At 39.4% G+C, this 26421-nt stretch carries 26 protein-coding genes; 15 read left to right on the top strand and 11 right to left on the bottom strand.

Features of this window, described 5'->3' with window-relative positions; translation table 11 throughout:
• Positions 1 to 15 precede the first annotated feature (15 nt).
• The 6 genes from DYI81_RS06375 (at position 16) to DYI81_RS06350 (ending at position 7777) form a co-directional block, all read left to right on the top strand.
• A complete protein-coding gene (locus DYI81_RS06375) occupies positions 16 to 1473 on the top strand; it encodes an OmpA family protein (RefSeq protein ID WP_117007020.1) in 1458 nt (485 codons plus the stop codon).
• A gap of 105 nt (positions 1474 to 1578) precedes the next feature.
• On the top strand, positions 1579 to 2622 hold the full coding sequence (locus tag DYI81_RS06370; protein WP_117007028.1) for a DUF1311 domain-containing protein: 1044 nt from the start codon (positions 1579 to 1581) through the stop codon (positions 2620 to 2622).
• Between the two features lie 345 nt (positions 2623 to 2967).
• The gene (locus DYI81_RS06365; protein WP_276310162.1) at positions 2968 to 3765 is read left to right on the top strand and encodes a Rossmann-like and DUF2520 domain-containing protein; all 798 of its coding nucleotides are present in this window, start codon (positions 2968 to 2970) and stop codon (positions 3763 to 3765) included.
• Between the two features lie 35 nt (positions 3766 to 3800).
• A complete protein-coding gene (locus tag DYI81_RS06360) occupies positions 3801 to 4472 on the top strand; it encodes a class I SAM-dependent methyltransferase (RefSeq protein WP_106986057.1) in 672 nt (223 codons plus the stop codon).
• Between the two features lie 135 nt (positions 4473 to 4607).
• Positions 4608 to 6221 carry a choline dehydrogenase gene (locus DYI81_RS06355; protein WP_117007018.1) on the top strand — a complete coding sequence of 538 codons (1614 nt, stop codon included), beginning with the start codon at positions 4608 to 4610 and terminating at the stop codon, positions 6219 to 6221.
• Positions 6222 to 6316: 95 nt separating this feature from the next.
• Entirely contained in the window at positions 6317 to 7777 is a 1461-nt protein-coding gene (locus tag DYI81_RS06350) for a coniferyl aldehyde dehydrogenase (RefSeq protein ID WP_117007017.1), read from the top strand.
• 57 nt (positions 7778 to 7834) lie between these two features.
• Here DYI81_RS06350 and trmB read toward each other — a convergent pair whose 3' ends face one another.
• Positions 7835 to 8551 carry a tRNA (guanosine(46)-N7)-methyltransferase TrmB gene (gene trmB, locus DYI81_RS06345; RefSeq protein ID WP_106986054.1) on the bottom strand — a complete coding sequence of 239 codons (717 nt, stop codon included), beginning with the start codon at positions 8549 to 8551 and terminating at the stop codon, positions 7835 to 7837.
• Between the two features lie 284 nt (positions 8552 to 8835).
• Here trmB and DYI81_RS06340 point away from each other — a divergent pair, with 284 nt between their 5' ends.
• Positions 8836 to 11247 carry an ExeM/NucH family extracellular endonuclease gene (locus DYI81_RS06340; protein WP_240627354.1) on the top strand — a complete coding sequence of 804 codons (2412 nt, stop codon included), beginning with the start codon at positions 8836 to 8838 and terminating at the stop codon, positions 11245 to 11247.
• A gap of 102 nt (positions 11248 to 11349) precedes the next feature.
• Here the strand turns inward: DYI81_RS06340 and DYI81_RS06335 are convergent, their stop codons facing one another.
• Entirely contained in the window at positions 11350 to 13293 is a 1944-nt protein-coding gene (locus DYI81_RS06335; protein ID WP_106986052.1) for an ATP-binding protein, read from the bottom strand.
• 154 nt (positions 13294 to 13447) lie between these two features.
• Positions 13448 to 14890 carry a SulP family inorganic anion transporter gene (locus DYI81_RS06330; RefSeq protein ID WP_117007027.1) on the bottom strand — a complete coding sequence of 481 codons (1443 nt, stop codon included), beginning with the start codon at positions 14888 to 14890 and terminating at the stop codon, positions 13448 to 13450.
• A gap of 215 nt (positions 14891 to 15105) precedes the next feature.
• Here DYI81_RS06330 and DYI81_RS06325 point away from each other — a divergent pair, with 215 nt between their 5' ends.
• A complete protein-coding gene (locus DYI81_RS06325; protein ID WP_106986051.1) occupies positions 15106 to 15717 on the top strand; it encodes a glutathione binding-like protein in 612 nt (203 codons plus the stop codon).
• Between the two features lie 89 nt (positions 15718 to 15806).
• Here DYI81_RS06325 and DYI81_RS06320 read toward each other — a convergent pair whose 3' ends face one another.
• The 7 genes from DYI81_RS06320 to DYI81_RS06290 form a co-directional block, all read right to left on the bottom strand.
• A complete protein-coding gene (locus DYI81_RS06320) occupies positions 15807 to 16451 on the bottom strand; it encodes a hypothetical protein (protein WP_147316028.1) in 645 nt (214 codons plus the stop codon).
• A gap of 129 nt (positions 16452 to 16580) precedes the next feature.
• Positions 16581 to 17363: a thiazole synthase gene (locus DYI81_RS06315; RefSeq protein ID WP_117007014.1), complete on the bottom strand. Its 783-nt coding sequence runs from the start codon at positions 17361 to 17363 to the stop codon at positions 16581 to 16583.
• An 11-nt stretch (positions 17364 to 17374) separates the two neighbouring features.
• A complete protein-coding gene (gene thiS, locus DYI81_RS06310) occupies positions 17375 to 17572 on the bottom strand; it encodes a sulfur carrier protein ThiS (protein ID WP_106986048.1) in 198 nt (65 codons plus the stop codon).
• A 27-nt stretch (positions 17573 to 17599) separates the two neighbouring features.
• The gene (locus DYI81_RS06305) at positions 17600 to 17965 is read right to left on the bottom strand and encodes a DUF423 domain-containing protein (protein ID WP_117007026.1); all 366 of its coding nucleotides are present in this window, start codon (positions 17963 to 17965) and stop codon (positions 17600 to 17602) included.
• Between the two features lie 153 nt (positions 17966 to 18118).
• The gene (locus DYI81_RS06300) at positions 18119 to 18631 is read right to left on the bottom strand and encodes a hypothetical protein (protein WP_106986047.1); all 513 of its coding nucleotides are present in this window, start codon (positions 18629 to 18631) and stop codon (positions 18119 to 18121) included.
• A gap of 123 nt (positions 18632 to 18754) precedes the next feature.
• Entirely contained in the window at positions 18755 to 19624 is an 870-nt protein-coding gene (gene rpoH, locus DYI81_RS06295; protein WP_106986046.1) for an RNA polymerase sigma factor RpoH, read from the bottom strand.
• A gap of 141 nt (positions 19625 to 19765) precedes the next feature.
• Positions 19766 to 20002 (bottom strand): sulfurtransferase TusA family protein, encoded by a 237-nt coding sequence (locus tag DYI81_RS06290; RefSeq protein WP_106986045.1) that lies wholly within the window; start codon positions 20000 to 20002, stop codon positions 19766 to 19768.
• A 386-nt stretch (positions 20003 to 20388) separates the two neighbouring features.
• On the opposite strand from DYI81_RS06290, the gene DYI81_RS06285 reads away from it, so the two are divergent.
• Positions 20389 to 20601, top strand: coding sequence for a cold-shock protein (locus tag DYI81_RS06285; protein WP_005177104.1), 213 nt, complete (start codon positions 20389 to 20391; stop codon positions 20599 to 20601).
• A 96-nt stretch (positions 20602 to 20697) separates the two neighbouring features.
• Positions 20698 to 21849 (top strand): ATP-dependent RNA helicase RhlB, encoded by a 1152-nt coding sequence (rhlB, locus tag DYI81_RS06280; protein WP_106986069.1) that lies wholly within the window; start codon positions 20698 to 20700, stop codon positions 21847 to 21849.
• A 64-nt stretch (positions 21850 to 21913) separates the two neighbouring features.
• Here rhlB and DYI81_RS06275 read toward each other — a convergent pair whose 3' ends face one another.
• Complete coding sequence (locus DYI81_RS06275) at positions 21914 to 22303, bottom strand: hypothetical protein (RefSeq protein WP_117007013.1); 390 nt, start codon at positions 22301 to 22303, stop codon at positions 21914 to 21916.
• Between the two features lie 208 nt (positions 22304 to 22511).
• On the opposite strand from DYI81_RS06275, the gene DYI81_RS06270 reads away from it, so the two are divergent.
• The 5 genes from DYI81_RS06270 (at position 22512) to gspM (ending at position 26376) form a co-directional block, all read left to right on the top strand.
• Positions 22512 to 23087, top strand: coding sequence for a nitroreductase (locus tag DYI81_RS06270; protein WP_106986043.1), 576 nt, complete (start codon positions 22512 to 22514; stop codon positions 23085 to 23087).
• Positions 23088 to 23119: 32 nt separating this feature from the next.
• Entirely contained in the window at positions 23120 to 24193 is a 1074-nt protein-coding gene (locus tag DYI81_RS06265; RefSeq protein WP_117007012.1) for an NAD(P)H-dependent glycerol-3-phosphate dehydrogenase, read from the top strand.
• A gap of 72 nt (positions 24194 to 24265) precedes the next feature.
• On the top strand, positions 24266 to 24721 hold the full coding sequence (locus DYI81_RS06260; RefSeq protein ID WP_106986041.1) for a phosphoglycerate mutase family protein: 456 nt from the start codon (positions 24266 to 24268) through the stop codon (positions 24719 to 24721).
• A gap of 30 nt (positions 24722 to 24751) precedes the next feature.
• Positions 24752 to 25897, top strand: coding sequence for a type II secretion system protein GspL (gene gspL / locus DYI81_RS06255; protein WP_117007011.1), 1146 nt, complete (start codon positions 24752 to 24754; stop codon positions 25895 to 25897).
• A complete protein-coding gene (gene gspM, locus DYI81_RS06250; protein WP_117007010.1) occupies positions 25897 to 26376 on the top strand; it encodes a type II secretion system protein GspM in 480 nt (159 codons plus the stop codon). The genes gspL and gspM overlap by 1 nt, the downstream gene beginning before the upstream one ends.
• The last annotated feature ends 45 nt before the right edge of the window (positions 26377 to 26421 follow it).

Here is a 26421-nt window from a genome sequence, read left to right as displayed (position 1 = left end):
ACAAGGAATATACTTATGACTGATTTATTAGAGCTGTTAAAACAACAGGTTTCAGCCATTGTATTAGATGGTGAAAGTGAGCATTTATTTGAAAAAAATAATGCATTAAACCAGTTTTATCCTATTTTACTCAGTGTTTTTAAAGCAAAGCCTGGCTTAATTGCCAGTTTGGCAGATCAGCTCAATCCATGTTTAATTGACATCTTTCAGTCTAATATTGGATTGAAAGAAAAGTTTTTGGACACTGTTTCAGGTGCTGCACCTGCACCAGAAATTGAACACACTTTAAATAAATCCATTATGCCAGTAATGGGTTTTTTACAATCTGAAGCAGGCTCATCTGACCCTGATGCGATTGTACATTTGATTGAAACCCATTTTGATGGAATCAAAAGGGCCTTACCACAGTGGGCAGCTGGAATGTTGGCCACTTTAGGTATTAATACGGCTATAGGTGAAACAGTACATCAGGCAGAAGTAAGACATGTAACAGAGCCTGTGGAAGAAAAAAAATCAGGTTCTTGGATCGCATTGATTGCCTTGGTTATTTTGGCTTTGCTGGCAGGCTTTTGGTTTAAATCTTGCTCTGAACGTAAGCAAGCGGAGACGGTTACTCCTGTACAAAGTAGCAGTAATCAACCTGCCAAATTCCAATTGAGTACCAATGCCCAAGGTGAACTATCGACTTGTCAGATTTATGTTAATAATGCCTCATATATGAATATTTTACAAAATGAGGTTAAACAAATTTTTACCCATCCAACAGGTTGTGGTGCCGAAACTGATGCGGCATACCATACGCAATTTATCGATCAGGAATCGATTCCATCGGTATTAAAATTGTTCAAAGGGGTGCCAAATGCCTCTTTAACATGGATGGGCGATCAACTCTCTATACAAACAGCAAATAATGCAGATGCAAATCGGTTGATATCACAAGTACAAGGTCTCGTGCCAAATATGAAGGTGGTTGGGCAACAACCCGTCGATATTAACAGTACAGTAGATAACAGTATTAGCAATGCACAAAAAGCCTTGGCAAGCATTAATCCAGATAAAATCCATGCTTTGGATGTAGCAACTGCATTAAATATGCAAATTATTAATTTTGCTTCAGGTTCAAGTGAAATTCCAAAAGCAAATCAATCGATTTTGGATCAGGCAGCTGCACTCATGCAACGTGCATCGCAAGTACAACTGACTATCAAAGGGTTTACAGATTCTGTTGGTAATGCTGAAGCCAACAAAGCTTTGTCTTTAAAACGTGCCGAAGCAATTAAAAATTATTTAGTTGCAAAAGGAGTCGACCCAGCACAATTGAAAGCCGAAGGTTATGGCCAAGAGCAACCAAAAGCAGACAATTCAACACCAGAAGGTCAATTCCAAAACCGTCGGATTGAATTTGAAGTGTTAAATACAGAGACGGGTAAAGTACGTGAAGTCACTAATCAAGGTGTCACTGAAGTGAAATAGTGTGTGTGAAATAAGATCGCTCTCGATGTTACGAGGGCGATCTTGTTTTTTTGTGAAAATTTGCTTAAATTGGCCACGAATAATAACAATGTTTGGTTTAAAAAAATGAAATCTGTATTTATAGCAGGTGTGGTATGTAGTAGTTTGATACTGACTGCATGTGATTTTCGTAAAAAAGATACAACTGCAAATGAAAAAGCAAAATTACAAGATTGGAGCTGTAGTGCGCCAGCGAATGTAGAACAAATTCAAAATCATTTAAAAGAAGATTATTTATCTCAATTAGATCAACGCTTGCGCCAATCTGGCTATGAGTCTGATCAGGTTTTATTAGAAAAAATCCGTAAAAATATTAAATTTGAAATTAGCCATATTGCGACACATACAGAACAACCTGAGCAAGCAAAACAACTTGAATGTAGTAGCTTGCTGGTGGCGATCTTGCCGAAAGGCCTACAAAAGCGCGCAGAAAATGCGTATTTAGAAGAACCATGTGACGAGTGTGATGGCGAAGACACTGAATCTCCAAGTTCTTATACATTACAAGATTCAATTAAGAATGAGTGGAGTTCTTTAAAACTTCAAGACGATAAGATTAGTGGTTCAGACTTTAAATATAGCTTGGAACGCTCAGACAATGATGAAATTAGTTTGTCGGTAGAAAGTGCGAGTTTAGTGGGTTTGTCTGCTAAAATTTCAGAGTTAGCGGTAAATTTTGAGGCATATCAAAAACGTAATAAGGCCGATATTGAGGCCAACCAGCAAAGTGTAGAGGAATACAATAAAGAGAATGCTGCACAAACGGCCTTGGCGCAGAAAGCCCTCGATATTCGTCAAAAAGAAGTCGATGCAGAACAAAAAGCTGTGGTGGAACGTTTGAACAGTACATGGGATCGTTTTAGTCCAGAGCAAAAAACGGCACAACAACAAGACCAGTCTGATTGGTTCGAAAAACGTGATGTGGACTGTAAGGTAATTTCGCAAAAACGTGTATATGACTTAAAAGATAGCGAGCTTGAAACCTATCAACAGCAACATCGCTATTGGAACGATGTAATGGAAAAACAAAACCAAGCGATCCAATATAGTCAGTGTTTTGTGCAAAAAACCAAAGAGCGTACAGTATATTTGAATAACCTATTTAATTAAGCATTAGCGCTCTTTCAAAAATTAAAAAATGAACATTAATTGGTACTTAAATTATCAATGAAAGTCCCTTCTCCCTTTGGGATGAGGAATACATTCCGCAAGAGGATGAGGGGTTTTAAGTTTAAAAAACCTCTCCCTTGTGAATCAGTGCTTCTCATCTCCTCAAAGAGAGGGAATTTACATCATGAATTTTAATAGTTCAAAAAATGATTTATGAAAGAGATTTATTGAATATTCAAGCTTGAATATATAAGAAAAGTGACCACACGTTACTTTTAAAATCTGTATAAATAAAAAGGGATGAATTGAAGCATCCCTTTTTTCTTGGCATGCTTAGCTTTCAAGATGAATGAGAAGCATAAAATGCGAATTAGTTTTATTGGGGCTGGGCGGGTAGCACATCATTTTGCGCATGTATTGCAGCAACATCATCAGATTATCAATATTTATAGCCGTAGCTCTGAGGGCGCAAAGCAACTTGCGCAAGCGGTTGGCGCCGATGCCGTGGAGGACATCTCTCAATTAAACCCAAACGTAGATTTATTGATTATTGCGGTGAGCGATAGTGCAATTCGAACGGTGATTGAAGCAGTACATCCATATTTACTGCATACGCTTATTGTGCATACTTCAGGCAGTACCGACATCCAGCAGTTAAGCACTGTGCATGCTCGCTCTGGTGTGTTTTATCCGCTACAAACATTTAGCATGCAACGTGAAGTCGATTGGTTGAGTACGCCTTTGTTTGTAGAAGCTGTTGAGCAGACCGACTTAGAGACTTTAACGATGCTGGCACAGCAATTGAGTCAGCGTGTTTATCAATACGACTCTGCACAGCGCTTGAGTCTGCATTTGGCAGCGGTGTATGCCTGTAATTTTAGCAATTATTGCTTTGACATGGCCAAGCAAGTAGTGGATGCCAAACAGGTCGATTTTAGTTTGCTATATCCCTTAATATTGGAGACCGCGCAAAAAGCCACTCAGTCAGACCCCCGAATGATGCAAACCGGCCCTGCGATGCGCGGTGATCAAAACATTATTGCCATGCATAGTGACATGTTGCTACACGCAGGACATGATGATTTAAAGGCAGTGTATACATTGATGAGTGAGCAAATTTTAAAACGTCATCATTCTATTTAAGTTGTAATGGACTAAATATCTAAAAGGAAAGCATTGTGGCAAAGGATTTTTGCAACCCGCAGGTGGTAGAGGGCTATGACCTGCATATCCGTAAATTGATTCCCGGTTATCAATTGGTTCATCAGCAGATTTTGGCAATACTGCAGGCGCATTTATCTCAAGATGCGCATGTGTTGATTGTTGGTGTTGGGACGGGCTACGAACTGGGCTATCTGCTACAAGCTTTTCCGCGATGCAGATTTACGGTTACAGAGCTTTCTCAGCCAATGCTGGACAAAGCCAAAGATTATGTGGCGTTGTGGAATAATGATAATCGGGTCAATTTTATCTTGGGTAGTCATATAGATTTTGAACATTCCCCTCAGTTTGATGCAGTTTTATCGATTTTGGTCACGCACTTTATTCCTTTTGAACACAAGCTGGAGTTTATGCAGGCTGCAAGACGCTGTATGAAAATGAATGGCATCTTTTTAACATTTGATTTAACTCAATTTTCTTTTAAGCAAGAAGCTGAAGCTTTACAGCAAATGTGTTTGATGAATGGGCTTTTAGAGAAGCAAGTGCAGGCGATGCAGAGCAGAATGCAGGATGATTTTTATGCATTAAGCACGCATGAAACTTTTAATCTATTACGTGAAGCTGGCTTTGTACAGGTGCACTCGTTTACTCAGGTTTTATCCTATCAAGGCTTTATTGCAGAGTATTAAACAGCTTGTTGAATTTTTTTATTGGTGACTTTTAAAAAAAGAGAGATTTATATAAAAACATAGATGTAGTGTTTGAGCATTCTGTGCTATTAAATAATTAGACACAAAAAATAAAAAGTCCAAAGGAAGAATAAAATGCAGCAGGAATTCGATTACATCATTATCGGCGGTGGTAGTGCGGGTTGTGTATTGGCCAGTCGTTTAAGCGAAGATCCCAATATTTCAGTATGTCTGCTAGAAGCTGGTGGCCAAGGAGATAGTTGGACGGTTAATGTACCTGCTGCATGTGTAATGAGTTTACCCACAAAAATTAATAATTGGGCTTTTGAAACTGTACCGCAAAAAGGACTTAATGGGCGCAAAGGCTACCAACCCCGAGGAAAATGCTTAGGTGGTTCTTCTGCTATTAATGCCATGATTTATATCCGCGGGCATCGCGCAGACTACGATGCATGGGCAGCGCAAGGCAATACTGGCTGGTCTTATGAAGAGGTATTGCCTTATTTCATTTGTTCCGAAAATAATGAACGCATTCAAAATGAATATCATGGCAATTCTGGCCCATTATCTGTGATTGATTTACGTACAGATAACCCAATTCATGCACGGTATATTGCGGCAGCCAAAAGTCAGGGTTATCGCATTTTAGATGATTTTAATGGTGCAGAGCAGGAAGGCTTGGGGGTATATCAAGTTACCCATATCAATGGTGAACGTTGTAGTGCTGCGCGTGCTTATTTATTTCCACATTTGCAACGCGCTAATTTGACGGTGTGGACCAAGGCCATGACGCACAAAATTATCATTGAGCATAAAACGGCTGTGGGGGTAGAAGTCGAGCATGCAGGTCAAGTTAAAACCATTAAAGCACGCAAAGAAGTCTTACTCAGTGCGGGTGCTATGCAGTCACCACAGATTCTAATGCTCTCTGGGATTGGAGATCAAACAGAGCTACAACAGCATGGCATTGAAGTGAAGCAGCATTTACCCGGCGTGGGCAAAAACTTCCATGATCACCCTGATTTTATTTTTGGTTATAGTGTACATGATACGCAAAATACCTTTGGTATTTCGATACCTGGTTCAATGTCGATGTTTAAGCAGATTCAGCGTTATCGTAAAGAACGTCGAGGCATGATTAGCTCGAACTTTGCTGAATGTGGTGGTTTCTTAAAAAGTGATCCAGCGTTAGAGATTCCTAACTTACAGTTACACTTTGTGGTCGCTTTGGTTGATGATCATGCTCGTAAGTTTCATGCCAGTCATGGTGTGTCGTGCCATGTATGTTTGTTAAATCCACGCAGTCGTGGCAGTGTGAAACTCAGTGGCAATAAAATCTCAGATCCATTATTGCTTAATCCAAATTTTTTAGGTGATGATCGAGATTTGGAAGATTTGGTTAAGGGCTTTAAATTAACTCGGCAATTGATGCAAGATCCAGTCCTAGCAGAAATGTACAAAGAAGATTTATTTACTTCAAATGTTAAAACGGATGAGGACATTCGAGAAATATTGCGTAATCGCGTAGATACGGTTTATCACCCTGTGGGCAGTTGTAAAATGGGGATTGATGAAATGGCTGTAGTGGACCCAGAGTTAAGGGTTTATGGTATACAAAATTTACGTGTGATTGATGCTTCAATTATGCCTTCAGTGGTCAATGGTAACACCAATGCACCTGTGATTATGATTGCCGAAAAGGCAGTTGATTTACTTCGCGAAGCAAATAAACGTCAACAAGTGGCTTAAAGAGATATGTTGTGGTACTGATATCACATTTGGTTTTATCGGACACTGACTATGTTAAAAAGCACAGCTAAAACAAAAAGAAAAGGATACTTGTCATGACACTAGCACACAGCTTAGATCAACATACTGAAGTGATCAATAAAGTAGAACATACATTGTTAAACGATGAAAAACTACAGGGTATTTTTGAGTTACAACAGCAGGCTTTCGCACAGCAACCTTATGCCAGTTATGAACAGCGTAAGCAACATTTACTGACACTGCAGCAGATGTTGGTCGAACATCAGGATGATATTGCACAGGCGATTAGTCGTGATTTTTCCAACCGTAGTGTAGATGAAACGCGTTTGTTTGAAATTATGACCAGTCTAAATGGCATTAAGCATAGTTTGAAGCATTTGAAACAATGGATGAAGCCCAGCAAGCGTGATATCGGTATCTTGTTTCAGCCAGCATCTGGTTATGTGATGTATCAGCCTGTTGGGGTAGTGGGAATTGTTGTACCTTGGAATTATCCGCTATTTTTAGCTTTGGGGCCTTTGGCACAGGCTTTGGCAGCAGGTAATCATGTCATGCTTAAAATGAGTGAGTACACACCTGAATTTTCAGCCTTGTTTAAGAAGCTTATTGCTGAAAAGCACCCACAAAGTCATGTCAATGTCATTACAGGTGATGCACAAATAGCACAAAAATTCACGAAATTACCCTTTGATCATTTGTTATTTACTGGGGCGACAGCGATAGCACCGCATGTGCTACACGCTGCTGCAGACAATTTAACACCTGTCACTTTGGAACTTGGTGGTAAATCACCGGTGATTGTTGCTGTAGATGCAGACTTAAAAGAAAGCGCAAGACGTTTGGCATTTGGTAAAACCATGAATGCAGGTCAAACCTGTGTTGCACCTGATTATGCTTTTGTGCATGAAAGCCAACAAGAGACATTTATTCAAGCCTATTTTGAGGCTTTAAGAGGTTTTTATCCTAATAGCATTCAGCAAAATGCTGATTACACGGCTATCGTGAATGAACGCCAATTTGAACGGCTAAAACATTATTTAAGCGATGCGAAAGTGAAAGGTGCCAGCATATTTAATGATGACATCTTAAATGATGAACGCCGTATGGCGCATTCGATCGTCACAAATGTAAGCGATGATATGTTATTGATGCAAAATGAAATTTTTGGACCGATTTTGCCACTCAAAACGTATACGCATATTGATGAAGCGATTGCCTATATTAATGCGCATGAGCGACCTTTGGCATTGTATTACTTTGGCTATAACAAAATAGAGCAACAAAAAGTATTACATGCCACGCATAGTGGTGGCGTGTGTTTAAATGAAACGCTGATGACTGCTGGCATGGAAGATATGCCTTTTGGTGGGATTGGGGCATCGGGGATGGGGCATTATCATGGGCATGAGGGATTTAAAACTTTTAGTCATGCTAAATCTGTCTTTGTAAGGCCGAAGTTTAGTTTAATGAAGCTGATTTACCCGCCTTATGGTACTTGGATTCAGCAGTTTATTTATCGCATGTTTATTCGTTAAACGAACAAGTAAAAAATAAAAAAAGCGCTCTATTGAGCGCTTTTTTAAACATTTGGATTAAGAAATTTTCTTAAAGATAAAGTCATTAATTTTATGACCAGCTTCTAAACCACGACGTTCAAATTTAGTTTGTGGACGCCAATCTGGACGTGGGTAGCTGTTGCCTTTACCTGCAAGATTTTCTAAGCGTGGACGTTCTTCAAGAACTTCAATCATCCACTCTGCGTACGGTTCCCAATCTGTTGCAGCATGGAATGTACCACCTAGCTCAAGCTTTTGCTCAACCAGTGGCATACGATCATGCGATACAAAACGGCGCTTGAAGTGACGTTTCTTCTGCCATGGATCTGGGAAATAAAGCTGTACAGCATTAATGCTATTGTCTGGCATTTCACGAAGGACTTGAATTGCGTCAGCATCTAAAACACGTAAGTTTTTAAGTTCTGCCATACCTGCTTCAAATACACACTGTGCAATACCCGGTACATGAACTTCAATACCGACATAGTTACGTTCAGGATTGGCTTTGGCCATAAGCACCAATGAACGACCCATACCAAAACCGATTTCGACAGTTAAAGGGCGCTCTGGGTGTTCGAAGTGTTGACGTAAGTCACCCACAGGGTATTCCAAAATTAGGTGACCATATTGTTCAAGCGCAGTACGTTGAGAGGTGTTCAGCGGTGCTGAGCGACGCATAAACGTAACAATTTCACGCTGTTCGTTTAAGTTGTCCAGCTCCACGACTTGCTGGTCTAATTGATCGTTCGACATAACTTTGGCAAATCTAAAAAATTCAGAATGCGGTATTTTAAGTCCTGAGCGAAACAAGTCAAATTTTTTAGCCGAAAATGAGCAGATTAGCGCCTGAATTTGTTGTAAGGCCGAAGCTAAATTGTCATTTAGTTTTCATGGGCGTGTCATTTCGCCTGATTAGGCTGTAGATCTTTTGAACAACTTTTCAAATATTCATGAAAATACGAACATCTAAAAATTGCCATAGCCATAATTTAAATCCAAAATTATTAACGCTGTGTATATTGCTGAGTGGCTATAACATGTCTGCACATGCAGAGATTATGTTTAGTCAATATATTGATGGGGTATCGAACCAAAAAGGTGTCGAAATATATAACCCAGACCAAAAAACAGTGGATTTGTCCAATTATAATATTTTGCAATATAGCAATGGTGCGAGTATAGCGACAAATACGTTTGCCTTGTCTGGAAGCTTAGGGCCACAGCAGAAAATTATTGTGGGTCGCTCAGAATTACAGACGGCTTTAGCATCTATTACTACACCGTTTCAGTTTTTGACCAAAGCATTGTCATTTAATGGTGATGATGCATTGGTTTTGATGAATGGAAATACAGCAGTGGATCGTTTTGGTCGCGTTGGTGAAGATCCAGGTACAGGTTGGGGAACTGCGCTCACCAGCTATCAAAATAGTTTAACGCGTATTCAGAAGAGCAATAATACAACATCGGTAAATCCAAGCGCCGTATTTGATTTAGACAGCGAATGGACAAAGTGGTCAGACCGTAGCGCATATAGTCGCCATTTATTTGCGAACAGCACTGTACCACCTGACTTAGAAACTTTGAGCTGTAGCGCGACAACGACCCCCATTGCTGAGCTACAAACGGCACCCTTAAATCAGTCATATACCGTACGTGGTGTAATGACCGCAGATTTTAGATATAGCAATGGCTTTAACGGTTTTTATGTACAAACCGTGGACAGTAAGGCCAAAGCGGGTCAAAACAATGCCATATTTGTGTATATACCCGCAAGTAGTACGATTCAGGGTGCAAAAGTGGGTGATGAAGTGATTTTAAAAGGCAAGCTCACCAATTATCAAAATCAATTACAGCTTCAAGATTTAAGTAGCAATATTGTGGCTTGTCAGGAAAATGTCGCTTCTTTGGTACAGCCTCTAAGTATCAATTTACCTTTTGATAGCTTAGATGCGAGTACAGGAAATGTGCCTAAACGCTATCAAGGGATGTTGGTTAAACTGCCACAGAAGTTAACGGTCAGTGAAAATTATGAATATGGTCGCTATGGTTCTGTTGTGTTAAGCACAGCACGTCAATTTATTCCAACGAATTTATATCCAGCCAAGTCGCCAGAGGCAATCGCGTTGGCAAAACAAAATAAACTATCAAAAATTGTGCTTGATGATGGCTATAATAACCAAAATAGAACACCGTGGTTACCCGCGAATTTTAGTGCAAAAAATACCCTGCGCTCAGGCAATGAAATTCAAAATGCACAGGGCATATTAGAATATCGTTATGATCAATGGCGCATTCAGCCACGTCCAGATCTTGATGTACCTGTGCTCACGACCAGCTTAAATCCACGTACAGTGCCTATAGCCAAAGAGACTAAGCAAATACGTGTTGCATCTTTTAATGTGCTGAACTATGACAATGGTTTGCAAAAGGGCTTTCCTACCGAGCGTGGCGCAACAACACAAGCCGAGTTTGATAAACAACATCAAAAAATTGTCAGTGCGATGAAGCAAATTGATGCCGATGTATTTGCTTTAATGGAAATAGCAAACAATGGCTATAGCGATAAAAGTGCAATTGCATATTTAACCAAGGCTTTAGGCGCAGATTGGAAATATGTCGTTCCAGCGAAAGATAAACTCGGAAGCGATGCAATTGCTGTGGCGGTGATTTATAACAGCAAGCGTGTAATGCCTGTTGCTGAGCCTGTTGTTTATGATGATGCGACAAATTTGAACCGTGTGACATTTTTACAAAGCTTTAAGCCTGTAGCAGGGGGCAAACTGTTTACGGTGATTCCGAACCATTTAAAGTCGAAGGGAAGTTGTCCCACAGATGCGACCTCTTTAGATGCAGATCAAGGTGATGGACAAGGGTGTTGGAATGATTTGCGAACCAAGTCCGTTGCTAAGTTGATGCAATGGGTGGCAAAAGCACAAGTGAGTTTGACGCAAAAATCTAACGTGTTGCTATTGGGTGATATGAATAGCTATGCCAAAGAAGATCCAATTTTAGCCTTTGAAAAATCAAACTATAAAATTTTGCTCAATGATGAAAAAATTGGCCAAGGCCAGTCAGCCTATAGTTATGTCTTTGGGGTGGCGAGTAATAGCGAGGGTTATGGGGGTGCAGGTAATTTAGATCACGCAATTGCGGATGAAAATTTATATCCAATGGTGAAGCGAACTTTTGCTTGGCATATTAATGCCGATGAACCTACCGCATTAGATTATAACGATGAGTTTAAATCTGAAGAACAAAAGCAATTATTCTTTAATGCTGATGCATTTCGCTCATCCGATCATGATCCTGTAATTGTGGATTTAGATTTAAATGAAGTTACACCCCCCGCAGAAGATCATAAGACCAGTGGCGGTAGCATAGGTGTATTGGGCTTGCTGAGCATGCTTGGCTTAGCCTTATATGCGCAATTGAGTCGACGTAAGTCATAAGTGGGTAATATACTGTAGCTCAATTTAGAATGGTTTTATTGATTTTAAAATAAATAAAACAACTAATGCATCGCCAATGTGAATGACATTGGTGATGTTTTTTTATGGGTCTATTTTGGGTGTTATCATATTGTTTTGCAAAGGTAAAATCGCTTGGATTTGCGTATGTCCTGGCTGAGATTCAATACTAAAAGTACCACCAATACGCTGAATACGGGTTTGCATGCTTTGTAAACCGACATGTAAGCCAAACTGATCCGCTTGCGGGGTGAAGCCACAACCATTATCAATAATACTTAAAACCAGCTGTTGTACGTCATTTTCATGTAAACGAATCGTCACTTGGGTCGCCTGACTGTGTTTCATAATATTGGTTAGAGCTTCTTCGACTAAACGGGTCAGCGTTAAGCATTGTAATGCGGTTGGTGAAGTACCCCAATGTTGAGGAAGTTCCCACGTTGAACGGATATCCAGTTCTTCAAATAATTGTACAAAACGATGTCGAATTGTGGCTGCCCAATCAATGGGTGTTGCTGGAATCTCTGCACCTAAGCTCGCACCCGAATCAATCACTTGTCTTAAATCACTGCGTAACAGTTTTAAAATCGATAAGACCTGATTTTTTTCAATTTTTTCATTTTGTTCGAGCAATACCATTGAACGGAAAATCGATCCACCTAAACCATCATGCAGATCATGCGATAAGTTAATTCGTTCTTGCAAACGTGCATTTTGTACTGCAAGTTTTTGCTGCAAACCTAAAGACTCGGTCAGTTCTTGCTTAGTTTGCTTAATATTTTGTGTGAGTGTTTGATTAAATCGTTCAATTTCACGGGCGTTTCGTGCCAAACGAAATGCCAAGACAAATCCAATCACAGCCGATGAAAATGGTGCTGTATAAGGTGAAAGTGGTTTACCTTGTAGCGTGGACATGAAAATAGCGTCATGTATGGCAATAGGTACAAAAACCACATAGGTCACGGCTAAAAAATAGGTTTCAGGCAGGCGCGATTTATAGGCGAAGTATGGATAGCTAATGCATTTAGCAATAAAAATCAGTACAGTAATACCAAAAAATACTTGGATGACTTGGGCTGCATATTCAATCGGACTAACGGCAATACACGTTGATGCAATAATAGCAAAACCGAAAAGTGCTTTTTCAATTCTAGGAAAGCTAAAGCCCGCGAAGCGCCATGCACCTAAGCAACTAATAGCAACATAAAAGCAGAAAATAATGTTCTGAATGCGCTCTAGCTGCACACTTGTTAAAAATGAAATTGGGTCTGCATATATCACCAGTGTGCTATAACTTACCCATAAAAAAGATACCATTGCAAACCAGAAAAAAGCAGATTCTTTACGGCTGATCATCCAAACCAGTAAGCAAAATAAGCCAATAACCATATTAATCATGCTATTAAAATAAGGCAGAGTTTGCTTTTCTAATAACCAAGAATTATACAGTTTGTACATTTGCGTATAGTCACCTAAAGCGACATGCCCAATACCTGATTTTTGAATTTGATTGCCTTGTACTTGTATCCAAATAATATTTTTACCCTGATGCAAATTTGCAATTGGAATATTCCATAAATGCGGTTTTACCTGATTCCGCGAGATTGGCTCTGTAGTGGCAATATCACGCCATAACAAATTGTCATTAATAAAGACTTGGCCTGTTTGAGTAATACTTTCAATGCTCAGGCTAATTGGCGTAACAACAGTTGGGTTTGGGCACTGGTAATTCCATTCAATTTTGTACCATGCATTGCCATGATAGTTGGGCCAGCGATCATGCCAACGGTCAGGAAGTTGTTGAAGCTTTTGCCAACCTTGCTGAGGGATATTTTCAGGATAGTGGGCTGAGCCTTTTGCACTATAAATATTTTGGATGTGGGCTGTGCATTCTTGTTTTAGTATTGCTTGTTCAAAATTTGCATGCGCACTTGCACTGAATCCAAATAGACCAAAACAGAGCACAAACAGGCAAAATAAAGAAACCCATGCTGTTAAATGTAAAAAAATGGGGTGCTGTTTCAGCATGAGTACAAGAATAGCCTTAGCAAGATGAATTGTTATTGTATGTAAGTGTACATTAAAGCATCAAATAAATCTGTGAAATTAAACTAAAACATTAAAAAAGCAGAATAAATGATTCTGCTTTTTAATATCAAATTTGAGTTGCAGGGATAGATGTTTAGTTATTTACACGATCAATTAAGGTTGCACTGGCTTCATTTAAACCAATGAGTTTTACGCTTATACTTTGTTGCTCAAATTTTTCGACTACTGTGTTGAGCATATTGACTGAGGTGATATCCCAAATATGTGCATGGCTAAGGTCAATGGTCACCTGTTGCACAGCGCGATTAAAATCAAAAAATTGATAAAATTTATCGGCACTGCTAAAAAAGATTTGCCCTGAAATCGTGTAATTGCTGTGAGTATTTGTATGGTCGACACTAACTTTCACTGAACTCTCTAATTGATTAATAATAAATAAAGCTGAGAGTAAAACACCAACAAATACGCCAAGCGCCAAGTTATGTGTTGCTAAGACTACGAGTACGACTGCAAGCATCACGATGTTGAATGCAGGTGTATGCTTATTAAATTGCTTAATGGCACCCCATTGGAAAGTCGTGAAAGAAACCATCACCATAATGGCAACCAGTGCTGCCATTGGTACATAAGCTAGCCAATCTTTAAAAAACACCACAAGGCAAAGCAGGAATACGCCTGCAACCAAAGTGGAGAGGCGAGTACGTGCACCTGAGCTCACATTGATAATCGATTGGCCAATCATGGCACAACCTGCCATACCGCCCATAAAGCCACTGATAATATTGGCATAACCTTGTCCACGGCATTCCTGATGGCGATCACCTTCAGTACCAGTCACTTCATTAATGACAGTAGTGGTCATCATAGTTTCAAGCAAGCCTACGGTGGCTAAAGTGATGGCATAAGGGAAAATAATCTGTAAGGTTTCAAAATTTAATGGAATGTCTGGAATTAAAAAAATTGGTAAGGTGTCTGGGAAGTGGCCTAGGTCGCTGACGGTACGCATATCGGCACCTAAGCCTAATGCCAACAGGCTCAGCACAATAATACAAATTAGCGGAGAGGGGATTGCTTTACCAATTTTAGGGATAAAGGGAAATAAGTAAATGATGGCTAAACCTAGGGCCATAAATAAATAGCCTAAGCTATCCATTTTTGCCATTTCAGGCACTTGAGCAACAAAGATTAAAATCGCTAAAGCATTTAGGAAGCCATAGACCACCGCTTGTGAGACAAAGCGCATGAGTTTGGCCACTTGAAAATAGCCTGCAATCACTTGAATAATGCCGGTGAGAACCGTAGCTGCCAATAAGTATTGTAAGCCATGTGTTTTCACTAGGGTGATCATGAGTAAGGCCATGGCACCAGTGGCTGCTGAAATCATGGCAGGTCTACCACCAAAAAAAGCAATACTCACCGCAATACAAAATGATGCATATAGACCAACTTGTGGATCTACACCAGCAATGGCAGAAAAGGCGATTGATTCAGGGATTAAGGCTAAACCGACCACCAAGCCAGCCAATACATCGGTACGAATGTTGGAAAACCATTCATCTTTTTTAAGCTTTAGCACAGTCTTTTTCATCAAATTGAAAACCTGCGTATGTTAAATCATCTTCAATACAAAAAGCATGACGGTTTAACTTGAAAAAAATCCATTTATGCACAATATTCAAAGCATAGGTGAAATTTAGTCATTTATGCTTTTTGCAATTTACAGGTTCGATCACTTGAAAGTTTGTTAGAAGAGATTTAAAACAGTTAATAGTTAAATAACAAGGATCAAATATGAAGCTCTACTATGCGCCAGGTGCATGCTCATTGGCAGCCCATATCATTTTAAATGAAATTAATGTCGATTTTGATTTAGTACGCGTAGACCTAAAAACACATAAAACAGAAAAGGGCACCGATTACTACGACGTAAACCCAAAAGGCTATGTGCCAGCACTTGAAATTAACCCAGGCTTGATCCTTACTGAGAACGTCGCTATTTTGCCATTTTTGGCTCAGCATGATCCAAAACAAGATTTGATCCCACCTTCAGGCTTAGGCCGTGCCAAAGTACTTGAGTGGTTAGGTTACTTAAACTCAGAATTACACGATGCCTATGCTGTATTTTTTGGTGGCGCACTTGATGAAGCTGGCAAAGAAAAGGGCTATAAAGAGATTGATCGTTTATTAACATACATCGATAAAGCAATTGGTGAGTCAGATAACGATTACTTGGTTGATGATAACTTTGGCCCAGCGGATGCTTATTTATTCGTTTTAACAAACTGGTCGAATGTTATTCATCACGACTTAACGCCGTATAAAAACATTATTGCTATTCGTAATAATGTAGCAGCACGCCAATCCGTGCAAATCGCTATGCGTGATGAAGGCCTCATTCCTTAATCATGACAGCATAAAAAAGCCGCCAAATGTGGCGGCTTTTTTCATTCTTAGATTAGAAGTGTTCAAAACTAGAAACGTGTATATAAAATTTAATATTCAAATTGGCTGTAAAAGTCAGCAAAATTGATATTGGCTAAAGTGAATTTTTGATGGCTTTTAAAATTGCTCCATTTTGTTTGGGATTTTCGGATTTCAAACATATTGCCCCCCACAATTTCTTTACGTTTCATGGTTGAAAAGTTATAGCTCTTATTGGTTTCATCACCACTGGCTCTATGAAAGCTGTAGTAATCAAAACCAATTAATTCAAATCCATTATTTTGCCATCTAAAAGCATAATTGTGTCTTGGCCATTCCCAGCCACCACAAGACATAAAATAACTGAACTCAATTGAAAGTACGCCTTTATTGATACCGATACCCTCTGATTCTGCAAGCGGGTCAAGTAAACACGAGTTAGGCTGTTCTGCTACAGGAAGGCTTTGGTTTTCTGCGACTAATTTATAACCTTGAGGTGTATTAAAAAATACTACGAGTTTTCGGGCATTGTTGTGGAGTGCTTCGCCATTGTCCTTTGTTAATGGAAGGTCCGTTTTCTTTTTTTCAAGTACGAGAGCAATATCGCTACGTCCATCTTTATTTAAATCACCTGAAGCGCCAGATAAAACAGACCAGCCTATTGGTGCTAGCTGGCTATATTGCTGTGGTACTTGTGCAAAAGCAAAAATAGGCAAACTACTCAATAAGAGTGGAAATATGCGTGGTGTTATTTTTTTCATTATTAGCATTCAAAGCGTCATCCAAAATAAAAGAGGACTGTTGCAGTCCTCTTTTATAACCAAAATTCGCTTTTCAGGAAATATTTATTTGAAGAAATAGCCTGTTTCAGGCGAGCTGGCATTGGCCATACGTTTACGTGGCATGCGACCCGCAAGGAAAGCTTCACGGCCAGCTTCAACTGCTTTACGCATTGCGGATGCCATTAAAACTGGGTTTTGTGCAGCAGCAATAGCAGTATTCATGAGTACACCGTCGCAACCTAATTCCATTGCAATAGCTGCATCGCTGGCTGTGCCTACACCTGCATCGACTAATACAGGCACTTTGGCATTTTCTTTAATAATCGAAAGTGTATGCGGGTTTAAGATCCCTAAACCTGAACCAATCAAGCTTCCTAAAGGCATAATGGCAACACAGCCCATACTTTCAAGTTCTTGCGCCACGATTGGGTCATCTGAGGTATAGACCATAATCTCAAAGCCATCGTCAATGAGAGTGCGCGCCGCTTTTAAAGTTTCGGTTACATTTGGATAGAGTGTCTTTTCATCACCCAAAACTTCAAGCTTAACTAAGTTGTGACCATCTAAAAGTTCACGTGCCAGCATACAAGTACGCACTGCGCTGTTGGCATCGAAGCAACCCGCCGTATTGGGTAAAATCGTATATTTCTCTGGTGGAACAACCGAAAGCAGATTTGGTTGATCTGGGTGCTGTCCAATGTTCACGCGACGAATGGCCACGGTCACAATTTCTGCGCCACTGGCTTGAATTGCTAAGTCAGTTTCATGTAGGTCTTTATATTTACCCGTACCCACTAACAGGCGTGAGTTAAAGGTACGTGAACCAATTTTAAATGTATCTTCCATGGGAGCTCCGATTAACCGCCACCGACGGCTTGAATAATCTCAATACGATCTGCATCACAAATAGGGCTTTGTGCTAATTTGCTTTTGGGAATAATCATTTCATTTTGTTCAACGGCAAAACGTTTGCCATCTAGAGCGAGTTCTTGAATCAATTCTAGAAGTGTGGTGCAAGTCGTTTGCTGTACTTCACCATTTAAGTAAATCTGCATGGCTTCATTTCCTAAGCAGTTGCTATATTATTTTGCGTATTTAAAAGCATTCCAAGCCAAAATTAGCCAGCCTAAAATCATCAGTGCGCCACCAATTGGCGTAATTGCACCTAGCATACGCGGTAAGCCCAAAGCCATGATGTAAAGTGAGCCACAGAAGAACACGATGCCGATTTGAATGAGCCAGAAACTGACTTTAATGGGGAGTTGAGGGATGACTCTGCTCAGGATTGCAAGGGCTAATAACCCTAGTGCGTGATAGAAGAAATAGTCTGTTGCGGTTTGCCACCATGCGAGTTGCTCGATTGAGGCTATTTTTTTTAAACCATGTGCGCCAAATGCGCCAAGCATGACAGCGAGGGCGAGGTTAATCGCAGAGATTCCAATCCACATGCGCAAGTTACCCTGATAAGATTTGCGCATTACCTTAGCATATTAGGCTTAGCTGGTTAAGTCGATTTAAAGAGTTTCTCTAATCCTTATTTTATAAACTATTAATTTTGAGTTTATAAAAAGGCTAAGTGCTTTGTACCTAGCCTTTTTGTATTATTTATCAGAAATTAAAACTTTGACTATAGTTCCATCATGTTCCATACCATTTTGTGTGAAAGTGAGTACAGTTTTAAGATCACTCACTTGTGACCAAGACTCTCCTAATGATTTTCCATTAATTCCTCGAAATTTAGTTCCGCCGACAGCAATAGCACTGTGCGTAATTTTCATTGGAATCCATGTGTGAGTATCTTTAAAAAAACCAATAACCTTTCCAGCTGGAATATCAGAAATACCATCCCATTCAGTGTGAAAAGTATAAAAATAATGAATCCATTCTTTTGTGTTGTAATGTTTTAAACAATATAAATCATGGGCAGATAAATGCGGTTTTTTTAGAAAATGAATTAACGCAGCTGCATCATGGCAAACGGCACCGTTATTTAATAGGTCAGATAGACTGTTAAAGGTATCTATGTTTTTCATGAGAAGGTTTGCTTGATTTATTCGAATAGCACTATTTAACCCGTCAATTAAAACAGAGTTGTTATTGTTATATACAGTCATAAGAAGCTCTTGTTAGTAATAATTAAGTTAATATTTATAATTTTCATAGATATTATAGTTAAACTTATAAATAGCAATAATAAAAAAAGCGCCGAAGCGCTTTTTCTGACGAAAGGGAATAAATTAATTCGACGACATCGCCACTTTAATTTTTTCCATCGCATTTTTTTCTAACTGACGAATACGTTCTGCAGACACATTATATTCAGCTGCCAGTTCATGCAAAGTCGATTTTTCATCATCTAACCAGCGACGCTGTAAAATGTTGCGAGAACGATCATCTAACTGTTCCATTGCTTCATGAAGCGCAGATGTACTTTGTTCTTCATAGTCTTCATTTTCAATCAGACGAGCAGGGTCATAGCGGTTATCTTCTAGGTATAACGCTGGTGCAACGTGGCTTGAACCTTCATCGTCGTCATCGCCAGTGGCTTCAAAAGCAGCATCGTATGCAGTTAAACGACCTTCCATTTCTAAAACTTGTTCAGCGGTAACGTTTAAGTCTTTAGCAATAGATTGCGCTTCTTCTAGCGTCAATTTTTTAGACGATTTTTTAAGGCTACGTAAGTTAAAAAATAATTTACGCTGTGCTTTGGTTGTTGCAATTTTTACAATACGCCAGTTACGAATAACATATTCGTGAATTTCGGCTTTAATCCAGTGCACAGCAAAAGAAACTAAACGAACACCCATATTAGGGTCGAAGCGTTTAACAGCTTTCATTAAGCCAAGGTTACCTTCTTGGATTAAATCTCCTTGAGGTAATCCATAGCCAGCATAGCTACGTGCAATATGCACAACAAAACGTAAATGCGACATGACCAGCATTTTTGCTGCGTCTAAATCTTGGTCGTAGTAATAACGTTCCGCCAAGGCTTTTTCTTGTTCGGCTGTCAAAATTGGAATCTGGTTTACAGTACTGATATAAGCACCAAGATTCACCCCAGGCGCCGATAATGACAGGGGCATCAATTGATTGCTGCTGTCACTCATGTATTCTCCTTAAGGGTATGATGGAATTACCCAGTAATTGATTTCAATATTAATCCAATATTTCCGGAAATTATGGAAAATTGGGTATAGAAATGTAAAGTTTTATTCAAATTTGAAGCAAATTATTTTAACTGAAAATATTTAAGATTCAATTAAGTAGTGAAACTCAGAATCTGAAACTTTATTCAGTTGGAAATTTAAATTGTGTATTTCACAATAGCGACTCACGTCTTGTTGGCTATGCGGGTCAGAAGACTTGAGCAACAACAATTTTCCAGTTTGGCTTTTAAGGGCTTTTTTTAACATGAGCAATGGCATTGGGCAAGGTTTTCCCATCGCATCTACTATATAAGCTTCAGTGTTCTGAAAATCACTCATAAAACAGTTGTTCAATCATCAATATAATAGCAATAAAGATATTAGCAAATTGAATGCCAAAACCAAACAAAAATGCCAAATTTAGCCAAAAATCTAACTCAAAATTTGTGCAAAGTATGTGTTAAAAAATGCGCAGTTAAAATGCAAATAAGTCGAAAAAAAATCTATTATTTGAAATTTAGCCGTGTTAAGCTCGACGGCGTACTAGGAGTTATAACAACTATAAATTGTTTCAACACCTGCTATATAAATGGATATAACCGGGATTTTGTTAATAGTTTTACAGAATGATTACAAGTTTTAAAAAAATAAAGAGTTTTAAACCTTGTTTGTCTGCTGTTTGCAACACCGGGTGGTCCTTCTTATACATCTATGAGGATTAACTAATGACAGCTCGTGAACAAGGCGTAGTTAAATGGTTTAACGATACTAAAGGCTTCGGCTTTATCCAACGCAATGGCGGTGACGATGTATTCGTTCACTTCCGTGCTATTCAAGGCGAAGGTCACCGCTCACTACGTGACGGTCAACGCGTTGAATTCAGCGTTGTAAAAGGCCAAAAAGGCTTCCAAGCTGAAGAAGTTCAGCCTTTAGACTAATCGAAAGATTAATCTAAAAACGCCCCAATGTATATTGGGGCGTTTTTTGTTTATAATGCATCATATTTTGCGATTACCAAGTTAGAGCACAGCTTTATGTCATCTGGTTTTGATACCTTAAATTTACACCCTAAACTGAAACAAGCGATTGATGCTTTAGGCTTTACAAAAATGACGCCTATTCAGCAAAAGGTTTTGAAATTTACGCTGGCGGGACATGATGCCATTGGTCGCGCACAAACAGGTACGGGTAAAACTGCAGCCTTTTTGGTGAGTGTTATTAATGATTTATTAAATAACCCAATTAAAGAGCAACGTTTCCGTGGTGAGCCTCGCGCATTAATTTTAGCGCCAACGCGTGAATTGGCTTTGCAAATTGAAAGTGATGCCAAGGAATTAACTAAATTTACAGATCTACATTTAGTCACAATGCTTGGTGGTGTTGATTTTGATAAGCAACGTGCTGAATTGAATAAAAACTTTGTCGATATCATGGTGGCAACACCAGGTCGTTTAATCGATTTTGTTGAGCAAAAAGAAATTTGGCTAGATCAAATTGAATTTTTAGTGATTGATGAAGCCGATCGTTTACTTGATATGGGCTTTATTCCATCGGTAAAACGTATCGTGCGTTATTCACCACGTAAAGAACAACGTCAAACCTTGATGTTCTCAGCAACCTTTAGCTATGACGTATTAAACTTAGCACAACAGTGGTTGTTTGAGCCTGTTACAGTTGAAATCGAACCAGAAAAGAAAACCAATGCAGATGTTGAGCAACGTGTGTATATGGTTGCTAAATCAGATAAATATAAGTTGTTGCAAGAGATTTTACGTGACGAACCGATTGAGAAAGTGATGATTTTCGCCAATCGTCGTGATCAAGTGCGTAAACTTTATGATCATCTGAAAAAAGATGATTATAAAGTGGTGATGTTGTCAGGTGAAATTGCTCAAGACAAACGCTTAAAAATGTTAGATCAATTTAAAAATGGCAAGCACAATATTATGATTGCAACCGATGTTGCTGGTCGTGGTATTCATGTGGATGGTGTATCGCATGTGATTAATTTTACCTTGCCAGAACAGTCAGATGACTATGTGCATCGTATTGGTCGTACAGGTCGTGCGGGTTCACGTGGTGTAAGTATTAGCTTCTTATCTGAAGATGATGCGTTCTATTTGCCGGAAATTGAAAAAGCTATTGGTCAAAAATTACCATTAACCCGTTTGGATGGTTATTGTTAATTAATTGCATAGTTTTTCAAGGCAAAAAACCGCTCTATGAGCGGTTTTTTATGCTTGGCTTAACTTAGTTTGCTCTACAGCTAAATGTTAAAACGGTTTGGTAATCGTCATCTTTATTTAAACCCGTGTTGGTGCCCGAAATACTCCCTAAAATGCCCGCAGCAGCTTGTACCATTTGCCCTGTTTTTTCATCAAGCACGCCTTTGAGTGCACCGTTGTATTCGGTTTTTTCATCTACAACCACAGGGGATGCACTTTTACCACAGGTGCTATTGGCTGCTGAAATGGCATTATTTTTAGCAATAAGTTGCGTTTTACCTACGGCAGTTACTTCGTATTGATTATTTGGTTTTTGGATGGCCAATGATTGTGTTGGGGTTGATGCACATGCACTAAGTAGTAAAACAGATGCGAGAGAAGTTGTAACCCATAAGTGTTGTTGATTAAATTTCATTTGAATGCCTTTCAATGAGTTTTTTATATTTGAACACAACTTTTAGGTCAATTAAGGAGCTTGCTGTATGACTTCTGCAACAGTGAGCGCTCAATGTGTGTCTCAACAGATTGGAAATATCGTGGTTTTCATTCTGTAAAGCTTCTAGAGTAAGTCATTGAGAATATGCTAATCTTGGAGCACAGTTTTTAAAGTGATATCGATGTCAATGTCAGAATCAGCGGTTGAAATAGTTCATCAAAACATTCATCAGCGTCAATCAATTGGGCACTTGGTGGAACCTGCACCAAATGCAGCACAACTTGAGCAAGCCTTTCAAGCTGCAATGACTGCGCCAGATCATCATCGTTTAAAACCAACCCGTTTTGTGGTTATTCCTGCAACTGAGCGCGAAGCATTTGGTGACTTGTTGTCACAGGCACTGGCAGATACAGGGCAAACTGAGGAAGCACAATTAGAGCGTGTTAAAAACCATCCTTTTCGTGCCCCATTGTTGGTACTGGCATTAACCAAATTACAAGATCACCCTAAGGTGCCACATTTTGAACAAATTTTAAGTTCAGGTGCTGCAGTACAAAACTTTTTACTTTCTTTACAAAGTCATGGTTATTCAACCATGTGGCGTAGTGGTGCGGTGGTTGAATCTAAATTGTTTAAGCAAGCATTGGGTTTAACATCAGCAGATTTAATTTCAGGCATTATTTATATTGGTACTGCAGTGAAGGCAATTCCACCACGTGCAGAAATTCACACTACTGAATTTGTCAGTGAATGGCATAAATAATATAGACAAAAGAAGATTAGGAAATAATAAAAATGTCAGATTTGAAATTTTCAGACTTGGTGGAACCTGTTGTCGTTAATCAAAAGACAGCTTTACGTGTGACTGTATTGGGTGGTGGTAGTTTTGGTACGGCTATGGCCAATACAGCGGTACGTAATGGTTGCGAAACTATGATTTGGATTCGTGACGAAGCAATTGCTGCTGATATTAATGCTACACATATTAATAAACGCTATTTGCCTGATTTTACGTTAGAGGCTGGATTACAAGCGACTTCTGATTTAGAAAAAGCCGTGCGTGATCGTGACATTATTTTTGTTGCAATTCCAAGCCATTCTTTTCGAAGTGTTTTAGAGCAAATTAAGCCATTTATTAGTGCGCAAGCTGTGGTGTCCTTAACGAAAGGAATTGAGGCTAAAACGTTTAGCTTTATGAGCGACATTATTCGTGAAGTTTTGCCAGAAGTACCTTATGGGGTTTTGTCTGGGCCAAATTTAGCCAAAGAAATTGTCGCGGGTCAGCCTGCAGGTACAGTGATTGCAAGTGAATCTGAGTTAGTTCGTTATGCAGTACAGCAAGCCTTACACAGCGCGTTATTTCGTGTTTTTGCTAGTGATGATGTGCATGGTGTAGAGCTTGGCGGCGCATTAAAAAATATTTATGCAGTTGCAATGGGTATGGCGGCTGCTTATAAAGTAGGTGAAAATACGAAAAGTATGATCCTTACGCGTGCTTTAGCAGAGATGAGTCGTTTTGCAGTTAAATTAGGCGCAAACCCGCTTACTTTCTTGGGGCTTTCAGGTGTGGGTGATTTATTTGCCACTTGTAACAGCCCGCTCAGTCGTAATTATCAAGTGGGTTTTGCTTTGGGCTCAGGTAAAAGCTTAGAACAGGCGACCACAGAATTAGGGCAAACAGCGGAAGGTATTAATACCATTGTGCAAGTTAAAGCTCGTTCTGAAGAACTAGACGTTTATATGCCGATTACCAGTGCTTTATATGATGTTATTTTTGAAGGCGCACCACCTTTAAGTATTGCACTGTCATTAATGAAAAATGGTCATCGTAGCGATGTAGAGTTTGTGTTACCGCACCAACACGTTTAAATTAAGTCGCTCATGGCACATCATTTTGTCATGAGCGATAGATATAATGATGCATAAAAATAGGGAAATCGTATGCAACTGACTTTAATTCGACATGGTGAAGCAGCGCCACCTGTAATGGGGAATGATACGCAACGTCCTTTGACTGAGCGAGGGCACTTGCAAGCACAGCAAACAGCAGAAGCAGTCAGCGCATTAACCCAACCAGATGTATTTGTGGTAAGCCCATTACTACGCGCACAACAAACTTTGGCACATTTACAACGTTATTTTCCGAATGTACCTGTAGTGGTGTGTGATGCAATCAAGCCAGATGATGATGCAAAAGTCGCAGTGGAATGGCTGTCTTATTTGCCTTATGATTCGATTACTGTGGTGTGTCACATGAATGTGGTTGCACATATTGCATCTATTTTAACTACAGAATCATTTCAACCATTTGCATTGGCTGAAGCGCGAATTTATGATCAGGCTGTGATTGCGGCAGGTTTATCAACACAAAAAAAAGCAATTGTACCAAACGCATAATAAATTAATTAAAACGGCAGTAAATAATCGATGTTGTATATATGGATGCCTGAAGCCAATGGGGTTTGGCAATGGTCTAAAGGGGAGTTTTGGCAACAAGCTTCTAGCCTAGAGCAGTTAATACAAGATATTCGTGACTATCATGGCAAGGACGCGACCGTGTTTTTCCCAAGCTGTGATATTCAGCTCATCCAGCAGCAATTTTCCAAAGCACAATACAAAAAATTAGGCCCAGAGGGTGTGAAATATCTATTGGAAGAATATGTGATTCTGCCATTAGATTATATGAAGGTCTTTCATCATTTTGAAAACCCAGAACAGCTTTCTGTGATGGGTGTTGCACAAAGCACAGCTGAAACGATGCAACATGCTTTAGCATTAATTCCAGTCAAGGTGCAGGCTTTATTGCCAGATTTCTTAGTGCTACCAGAACCAGAACCAAATCAACTGATCATTGCTGATATTGCAGGGCATTTGTTGGTGCGTGAAAATAAATATGCGGGCCAATCCATTGATGATTTGTCTTTATATTTGGACTATCAAACACTTGCTGAAGATACAAAAGTCAAAGTCAGTCATTTAAATAATGCTCAATTGCAAAGTTTAAATGCAGTGGCAACACAGGATCACGTGGAGTCATTTCAATATGTGATTCCCGCATTTAAAAAGCCACAAACGCATCCTTGGAATATTTTACCTAAAGCAAAAAATCAATCTGGTGTTTCGGGTTATTGGAAAGCTTGTGCGGCCGTACTTTGTGCCTTTATATTTGTGCAATTTGGTTATGATGCAATTCGTTGGTATCAAAATAAAAAAGTTGCCGATTTAACTGCAGTACAAGCTGTAGATCAGTTTAAGTCTTGGTTTGGTCAGAGCTATCCTGTTACAGAGCAAACCCTAAAAAGCCAATTTGAAGCGCAATTACGTCTTAATCAAACGGGAAATACGCAAGCATTGCAATTGTTGAGTCGTGTAGGGCCTGTGCTCATGCAGCATCAAGTGGTGGCAAATCGAGTGAGCTATGAAGCCTCTGTATTAAATATGGAACTCAAGGCCAGCTCTGCACAAGTATTGCAACAATTAACAGAGCAATTGAATCAGCAAGGCTTTAAAGTTGAATTGGGAAATATTCAGCCTAAAGATAACGGCGCTGTTGGACAGGTGAAAATACAATAATGAAAGCACTTGAAAATATGCAAAATGGTTTAGACCGTCAAATTGAACGGATTTCTGACTATTTAGAACATTTGTCTGCACGTGAACGCGTAATGGTGATTTTTACCACAATTTTTGTGCTGGTATCTGCTGTAGGGGCATCGCTGTTTTACATGCATAAAGCCGCAGAGTTTCAACAAAATCGTTTAAATGGTTTAAAAGACACGATAGTTTGGATGCAAAGTAATGCAGTCACCATGAAAGCCTCAACAGAAAATGGTTTGTCGGTTGCAGATAAAGTGCAACGTGTTGCACAGCAGCAAGGTTTGTCTGTAGCCTCTCAAGCAATGGGTGAGCAAATCAACATTGCTGTGAGCCATGAAAACTATGCAGTTTTAGCTAATTTTTTAACTCAGTTAGTTCAAATGGGCTTAAGTATTGAAAAAATGGAACTTAGTTCTGAAAGTGGGCAGATTAAATTAACAGCGGCTGTACGATAATCGGTAAAAATAAAGAACTGCTAAGCATGGTGTTTTTGTGATGCT

The sequence above is a fragment of the Acinetobacter sp. SWAC5 genome (assembly GCF_003419885.1).
Classification (GTDB): Bacteria; Pseudomonadota; Gammaproteobacteria; order Pseudomonadales; family Moraxellaceae; genus Acinetobacter; species Acinetobacter cumulans.
Note: the sequence above shows the minus strand (reverse complement) of the source record. Positions and strands in the feature narration are given on the sequence as shown.